Source organism: Neobacillus vireti, assembly GCF_036962465.1.
Taxonomy (GTDB): Bacteria; Bacillota; Bacilli; order Bacillales; family Cytobacillaceae; genus Neobacillus; species Neobacillus vireti_B.
The window spans coordinates 26117-26332 of sequence record NZ_JBALNF010000059.1 but is presented as its reverse complement, the minus strand read 5'-3'; the positions used below and the strand labels follow the sequence as shown (position 1 = coordinate 26332).

The window sequence follows — 216 nt, the reverse complement described above, 5'->3', positions numbered from 1 at the left end:
CCTGTCCGAAGTCGAGGCAACTTCGGACAGCAAATGGCTATATTTCTTCAGCTCTGTCCGAAGTCGAGCCATCTTCGGACAACACATGGCTATATTTCTTCAGTCCTGTCCGAAGTCGAGCCATCTTCGGACAACAGATGGCTAAAATTCTTCAATCCTGTCCGAAGTCGAGGTATCTTCAGACAGGAGATGCCTAAATTTCTTCAGTCCTGTCCG

At 48.1% G+C, this 216-nt stretch carries 1 protein-coding gene; it reads left to right on the top strand.

The features are described from left to right. Positions 1-197, top strand: a 197-nt coding sequence (locus V7077_RS21850; protein ID WP_335505843.1) for a hypothetical protein, incomplete at its 5' end; no start/stop codon positions are given. Positions 198-216 lie beyond the last annotated feature (19 nt).